Origin of the sequence: uncultured Desulfovibrio sp. (genome assembly GCF_944324935.1) — a bacterium.
Taxonomy (GTDB): Bacteria; Desulfobacterota; Desulfovibrionia; order Desulfovibrionales; family Desulfovibrionaceae; genus Desulfovibrio.
This window is the reverse complement of record NZ_CALUYG010000077.1, coordinates 1-6,635: the sequence shown is the minus strand read 5'-3', so window position 1 is coordinate 6,635 and position 6,635 is coordinate 1. Positions and strand designations below refer to the sequence as shown.

At 64.4% G+C, this 6,635-nt stretch carries 6 protein-coding genes; all 6 read left to right on the top strand.

Annotated features, from left to right (window positions below; genetic code table 11):
• The first annotated feature begins 330 nt into the window (after window positions 1–330).
• Window positions 331–1,083, top strand: a complete 753-nt coding sequence (locus tag Q0J54_RS11805) for an ABC transporter substrate-binding protein (protein ID WP_296305937.1) — start codon at window positions 331–333, stop codon at window positions 1,081–1,083.
• An 8-nt stretch (window positions 1,084–1,091) separates the two neighbouring features.
• Window positions 1,092–2,681, top strand: coding sequence for a GGDEF domain-containing protein (locus tag Q0J54_RS11800; RefSeq protein WP_296305935.1), 1,590 nt, complete (start codon window positions 1,092–1,094; stop codon window positions 2,679–2,681).
• A 79-nt stretch (window positions 2,682–2,760) separates the two neighbouring features.
• Window positions 2,761–3,417 (top strand): lipoyl(octanoyl) transferase LipB, encoded by a 657-nt coding sequence (lipB, locus tag Q0J54_RS11795; protein WP_296305939.1) that lies wholly within the window; start codon window positions 2,761–2,763, stop codon window positions 3,415–3,417.
• Window positions 3,347–4,252: a lipoyl synthase gene (gene lipA, locus Q0J54_RS11790; protein WP_296305934.1), complete on the top strand. Its 906-nt coding sequence runs from the start codon at window positions 3,347–3,349 to the stop codon at window positions 4,250–4,252. Before lipB ends, lipA begins: the two co-directional genes overlap by 71 nt.
• 164 nt (window positions 4,253–4,416) lie before the next feature.
• A complete protein-coding gene (fba, locus tag Q0J54_RS11785; RefSeq protein ID WP_296305938.1) occupies window positions 4,417–5,343 on the top strand; it encodes a class II fructose-1,6-bisphosphate aldolase in 927 nt (308 codons plus the stop codon).
• 37 nt (window positions 5,344–5,380) lie between these two features.
• Window positions 5,381–6,382, top strand: a complete 1,002-nt coding sequence (gap, locus tag Q0J54_RS11780) for a type I glyceraldehyde-3-phosphate dehydrogenase (RefSeq protein ID WP_296305933.1) — start codon at window positions 5,381–5,383, stop codon at window positions 6,380–6,382.
• Window positions 6,383–6,635: the final 253 nt, after the last annotated feature.

Below are 6,635 nucleotides of genomic sequence, written 5' to 3'. Positions count from 1 at the left end.
ACAAACTGGATGCCTTGTTTCTGGGATTCATCATGTTTGCCTTAATCGTTGAGTCTCTTAAATAGTGTTAACAGGCCTAGCCCGGCCCGCTCGGCACGCCGGCCCGCCCGGCCGGATGCCTCCAGCCTCCGCGATCCGGCGCTCTTGCAGAGACGTCCGCCGCCGTGTATGAAAAAAATGTCCCCCGCGATGCGACGGCCGCCATGCGCCGCCTGACGGCCGCTTTGCAAGGGGACATGGCTTGTCGACTCTTCCGCCGTCATCCGGCGGAAGAAAAGGATTCCCAACGGTCCCGTTATGAAACAACGCTTTCCCCTGAGCCGGTCTTTCATGACGTTCTGTCTGCTGTTCCTGTTGACGCTTGCGGGCGGCAGGGCAGAGGACGCGCATGCCGGAAACGAGCTGAGTGTGGCTGTCCTGCAGAATTATCCTCCGTTTTCCTATACGGATGAGCAGGGGGATCTGGTGGGCTTCGATGTGGAATTCGCCGCGGCGCTCTGCCGCCAGTTGCGCGCGACGTGCCGCACGGTCTCTCTGCCGTTGCGCGCCATCCTTGCGGGGATGGCCTCGCAGTCCCTGGATATGGCCGTGGCCGGGCTGGGCGTGACGGAAGAACGCAGCCGCATCATGTTCTTTTCCAACAGTTATTACCGCTCCCACTCCCTGTACATCGGCAGGCCCGGCATCCGCCTGGATGAGGCGGGGCTGGAGGGCAAGGTGCTGGCTGCCCAGCATGATTCCATGCAGATGGCGGCCCTGCGCGCGAACTGGCGGGGCAAAGCCGTCGTGATGGGCTTTGAGTCCCACAAGGGAATGCTGGATGCCCTGGTCAGGGGACGGGTGGACGTGGTGCTCATCGACGGCTTCCCGGGCATGGACTTCCTCGGGTCGCCCGAGGGGGCGGGCTTCGTCATGCTGGGCAATCCCGTCCTGCCGCGAAAAAATCCCAGCGGCTCCTGCGTGGCCGTCAGCATGCGGCATCCCGAACTGGTGGGGCGCATCAATCAGGCCATCCTCACCCTGCGCGTCACCGGAGAATATGAGCGGATCATGCGCAAATACTTCCCCTTCAGCATCTACTAGAAAGGGACATGGGCTCCATACGTATCGGAATCAGGACATTCGGACTGTCCACACTGATCGTCATGCTCGTGCTGCTCGTGTTCCAGGCGTACATGCTCTGCACCTTGCAACGCATCGAGAGCATGGCCAATGCCGCCGCCCACGACCATTTGCCCAATATCCTGCAACGCCAGCAATTTTTGCTCAACATCGAACATATGCGGCTCAATGCCGCCCAGATGCGTTTTGCCATCAATACCCGGCAGCTGCAGCAGTCTTCCACCTCCCTGCGTATGCTGCTGGCGGATGCCGGGTTCAGCAACCCCGGCTTCTCCGCCGTGCTGGACAAGGTCTACCCCCTTCTGGATGAGCTGATGGCCTCGCGGCTGGCGCTCTTTGAACTGGTGGAGCGGGTGCGGCGCCAGGAGCTGCGCTTCCTGCTCGAGCTGGGGCGGCTCGCCGAACACATCGAATGGGACGAGACGCAATTTCCGCTTCTGGCCGCGCCCCCGCCCCAGCAGTCGGCCCATCTTTCGCTGGTGACGGGCACCTACGCCTTCATCGCCGATTCCGTCGACCAGCTCTTCTCCGCCTGCCTCAAGCATGCGCCCCTTCACCCTGAAACCCGGAAGCCATGCGACGCCCTGGAAAAGACCTGGCAGCAGCTCGGGGCAAAACAGCAGGAGATACGGCGCACTCAGGAACATTTCGATATGCTCGTGCAGGACATCGATCAGGTGCTGGTCAGCCTGAGCGTGGAGGCCTCCTCCGTGGAGGCCCGCGGCATCTACGAAGGCATGGAGACCATCGACAACGAGACCCGCCGCATCCGCAGCATCTTCACCATGCTCGGCATCGGCACGGCCCTCTTCCTGCTGCTGTTCTTCGCGGCCCTGCAGCAACAGATATTCCTGCCGCTTCGCCGCACCACGGAGATCCTGCGCGCCATGCGCGGCGGACAGGGCATGCCGCGCCTTCCCCAGACCTGCATCGAGGAGCTTTCCAGCATCATCGACATCCTGCCGAGCCTCAATGCCTATCTCAACGATCTGCATCAGCGCTCCGGCCAGCTTGAGCAGGAGCGGGAACGCTTTGCCGGCCTGAGCCTGACCGACGACCTCACCGGCCTCGGCAACAGGCGCGCGCTGGATCAGGCCATCCAGAAAGACCGGCAGACCAACGCCCTTGCCGTCTTGATGGTGGATGTGGACAACTTCAAACGGTACAACGACACGCTCGGCCATCTGGCCGGGGACGTGGCCCTGCAGACCGTGGCGCGTATGGTACGGCAGAACTGTGCACGCGCCACGGACAAGACTTTCCGCTACGGCGGCGAAGAGTTCGTGGCCCTGCTGACCGCAACGAACAGAGAGGGGGGCATGGCCGTTGCCGAAAGTCTGCGGGATGCCGTGGAGCGGCTGCACATCCCCCATCCCGGGCAGGATACGGGCGTGCTGACCATCAGCGTGGGCGTGGCCTCGCGGGATCAGGGCGACATCACCCATGTGGAAGAGCTGCTGGCCCGGGCCGACAGCGCCCTGTATGCGGCCAAGAAGACCGGCCGCAACCGGGCTTGCCATTTCGAAGAGGCGAGCCCCGAGGACGGACAGCCGGCATAGCCGCCCCGGCGCGCACATCCCGCCTGGGCGCGGCGGGACATGCCGCCGTGCCGGGCGACCAGACAGGAGGAACATGGCCATCATCATCATCGATCTTGGCAGGATGCCGTACCGGCAGGCCCTGGAGATCCAGCGATCCCGGCACGAGGAAGTGCGGCAGGGCGCGGAGGACACCCTCTTTCTGGTGGAGCACCCGCCGGTCGTCACCCTGGGGAGGCACGGCGGCCTGGAGCATCTGCACCTCAGCGAGGAGGAGCTTGCCCGGCGCGGCATCGAACTGGCGGCAACGGAGCGCGGCGGCAACATCACCTGTCATTTCCCCGGTCAGCTCGTGGGCTATCCCATCGTCCGCATCGGCAGGCGGACCGGCGGACTGCACGGCTTCGTGCATCTGCTGGAAGAAACCGTCATCCGCACGGCGGCCGCCTTCGGCGTGACGGCCGCCCGACGGCCGGGCTTTCCCGGCGTCTGGATCGGCCGGGGGAAGCTCTGCTCCATCGGCCTGGGGGTACGGCGCTGGGTGACGTTCCACGGTTTCGCGCTCAATGTGGGCCGGGACCTTTCCCTGTTCGACGCCATTACCCTGTGCGGTCTTGCCGACGCGCACCCCACATCCCTGAGCCGGGAGCGCAACGACGCATCCCTTTCCCCGCAGGAGGTCAAAGATGTCTGTGCCCGAGAATTCCAGGCCCTCATTGCGCATCCCCCCCTGGCTGCGCGTCAGGCTGCCCTGTGACCCCGCCTACGGCGCCACGGGAGCGCTCGTCCGGGACCTGGAGCTGCATACCGTCTGCCGGAGCGCCAAGTGCCCCAACATGTTCGAATGCTACTCGCGCGGGACGGCGACCTTCCTCATCCTCGGCGAGACCTGCACCCGCAATTGCGCCTTCTGCAACATCGGCAGCGGCACGGTGCGGTCGCCGGATCCCGGCGAGCCCGCCCGCGTGGGCCGGGCAACGGCGGCCCTGGGCCTGCGCCATGCGGTGGTGACCTCCGTCACCCGGGACGATCTGCCCGACGGCGGCGCCGGCCATTTTGCCGCCACCATCAGGGCCATCCGCCAGTGCTGCGAGCCCTGCCCCACCATCGAAGTCCTCATCCCGGACTTTCAGGGCAGCGCATCCGCCCTGCAAACCGTCATGGCGGCAGCGCCCCACATCATCAACCACAATGTGGAAACGCCGCCGGCCCAGTATGCCCGCATCCGGCCGCAGGCGGACTATGGGCAGAGCCTCGAGCTGCTGCGCCGGGTCCGGGAGGCCGGGCATGTGAGCAAGAGCGGCCTTATGGTGGGCCTGGGCGAAACGGATGACGAGGTCCACGGCGTGCTGGAGGATCTCGCCGCCGCGGGATGCGACATCGTGACCATCGGGCAGTACATGCGTCCCTCACGCCGGCATCCGCCGGTGGAGCGCTATGTCCATCCCGACGTTTTTGCCGAGTATGCCCGCAGGGGACAAGAGCTGGGCATCCCCTTCGTTTTTTCCGCGCCCCTCGTACGCAGCAGCTACAATGCGGAACAGGCCTATGCCGCGCTGGCCGGCCGGCGCCGCCTCCCCGCGCCGGCCTGACTGGCCGCGGCCCCCGTGCATGGGCCGCGGCATCCCGGCTCTCCGCCCGTCGCCGAGGGCGGGGATTTTCTTTTTCTGGCAATCAGGGTATACTGCCAGCGTGGAAGAGTGCCGGACATGGCGTCACGGCCATGTCGATCCATATACCCTTTCAGGAGGAAGTCATGCCGCTTATCGGGCCGAAAGAAATGTTCGCCGCCGCCTACCGGGGCCAGTACGCCGTGGGCGCCTTCAACGTCAACAATATGGAGATCGTCCAGGGCATCATGCAGGCCGCCGCCGCGGAAAAGTCCCCGGTGATCCTTCAGGTGTCCGCCGGCGCCCGCAAATACGCTGGCCAGACCTACATTATGAAGCTGGTGGAGGCCGCCCTGGCCGAAGATCCCGACGTGCCGGTGGTGGTGCATCTTGACCACGGGCCGGACTTCGAGATGTGCGCCGCCTGTATCGACGGCGGCTTCACCTCCGTGATGATCGATGGCTCGCATCTTCCCTATGAGGAGAACGTGGCGCTGACCCGCAAGGTGGTGGAGTACGCCCATGCCCGCGGCGTCTGGGTCGAAGCCGAACTGGGCAAGCTTGCCGGGGTGGAAGAACATGTGAGCTCCGCCGAGCACGTCTACACCGATCCGGCCCAGGCCGTGGACTTCGTGGAGCGCACGGGCTGCGACTCCCTGGCCGTCGCCATCGGCACGAGTCATGGCGCGTACAAATTCAAGGGTGAGGCCAAACTGGATTTCGGACGCCTTGAGGAGATCAGCCGCCGCCTGCCGGAATATCCGCTGGTGCTGCACGGCGCCTCCAGCGTGCCGCAGGAATTCGTGGACCTCTGCAACCAGTACGGCGGCAAGGTCGGCGGCGCCAGGGGCGTGCCGGAAGACATGCTGCGCCGCGCCGCCTCGCTCGGCGTCTGCAAGATCAACGTGGACACGGACATCCGCCTGGCCCTCACGGCCTCCATCCGCCGCCATCTTGTGGAGCACCCCGAAGATTTCGACCCGCGCGCCTACCTGAAGCCCGCCCGCGAGGCCGTCAAGCAGATGGTCGCGCACAAGATCCGCAATGTCATGGGATCGTCCGGCAAGGCCTGATCCCGTCCCTACATCCAGACGACAAGAGGAGTACACAATGGCCGTCAAACTTGGTGTCAATGGTTTTGGTCGCATCGGACGGTATCTGCTGCGTCTCATGGCGGATTCGCAGGACGTGGTCGTCACCGCCATCAATGCCCGCGCGGACAACGCCGCCCTTGCGCATCTGTTCAAATACGATTCCGTCTACGGGACGTTCGCCGGCACTGTGGGCCATGACGAGGACGGCATCATCGTCAACGGACGTCACATCACCGTGACCCGCTGCAAGACCGGCGAATGGCAGTGGAAGGAACTGGGCATCGATCTTGTGGTGGAAACCACCGGTACCGCCAAGAAGCGCGACGACGCCGCCCTGCATCTGGCCTGCGGCGCCAAAAAGATCGTGGTCTCCGCGCCCTGCAAGGAAGCCGACGCCACCATCGTCATGGGCGTCAACGACAGCGTTTATGACGCCGCCGCGCACAGCGTCATCTCCGCCGCCTCCTGCACCACCAACTGTCTGGCCCCCGCGGCCAAGGTGATCAACGATGTCTTCGGCATCAGACACGGCCTTATGACCACCATCCATTCCTATACCATGAGCCAGCGCATCCTCGACGGCTCCCACAAGGATCTGCGCCGGGCCCGTGCCGCCGCCGTGTCCATGATCCCCACCTCCACCGGCGCGGCCAAGGCCACGGCCCTCGTGATCCCCGCACTCAAGGGCAAACTGGACGGTATGGCCGTGCGCGTGCCCACCCCGGACATCTCGCTGGTGGACCTCACCTGCGAACTGGAAAAGAGCACCACCGCCGAAGAGGTGAACGCCGCTCTCAAGGCGGCCTGTGAAGGTCCGCTCAAGGATAATCTCGGCTATTGCGAGGAGCCGCTGGTCTCCATCGACTTCAAGGCCGACACCCACGGCGGCGTGGTGGACTCCCTGACCACCCAGGTCATGGACGGGACCCTGCTCAAGCTCATCGTCTGGTACGACAACGAAGCCGGCTTCACCAACCAGCTGGTGCGTCTGCTGCGCCTGGTGGGCGCTTCCTGCTAGTCCGCCTGCCGGCGGACACGACGATATAAGCGCATGCGTGCGGTCAGTCCGGCTGACCGCACGCATTTTTTAATGCAAAAAAAATTTTTCTTCGTCCCTAATGGCGCGGAACGGAGCGTCGATAAGCTAGGTAACAGGCTATGCCCGCAAGGATGCGGGCCGCGAATCAACTCCCATACAGACATTCATGGAGGAATGTTATGTATATCAATCACAACGGAATGGCCACCAACGTTGCCAACACTCTGACCAG

What these genes read in the sequence shown, in the direction of transcription:
- Q0J54_RS11805 (WP_296305937.1), top strand. Translation starts at nt 331, where the DNA reads ATGACGTTCTGTCTGCTGTTCCTGTTGACGCTTGCGGGCGGCAGGGCA.
- Q0J54_RS11800 (WP_296305935.1), top strand. Translation starts at nt 1,092, where the DNA reads ATGGGCTCCATACGTATCGGAATCAGGACATTCGGACTGTCCACACTG.
- lipA (WP_296305934.1), top strand. Translation starts at nt 3,347, where the DNA reads ATGTCTGTGCCCGAGAATTCCAGGCCCTCATTGCGCATCCCCCCCTGG.
- fba (WP_296305938.1), top strand. Translation starts at nt 4,417, where the DNA reads ATGCCGCTTATCGGGCCGAAAGAAATGTTCGCCGCCGCCTACCGGGGC.
- gap (WP_296305933.1), top strand. Translation starts at nt 5,381, where the DNA reads ATGGCCGTCAAACTTGGTGTCAATGGTTTTGGTCGCATCGGACGGTAT.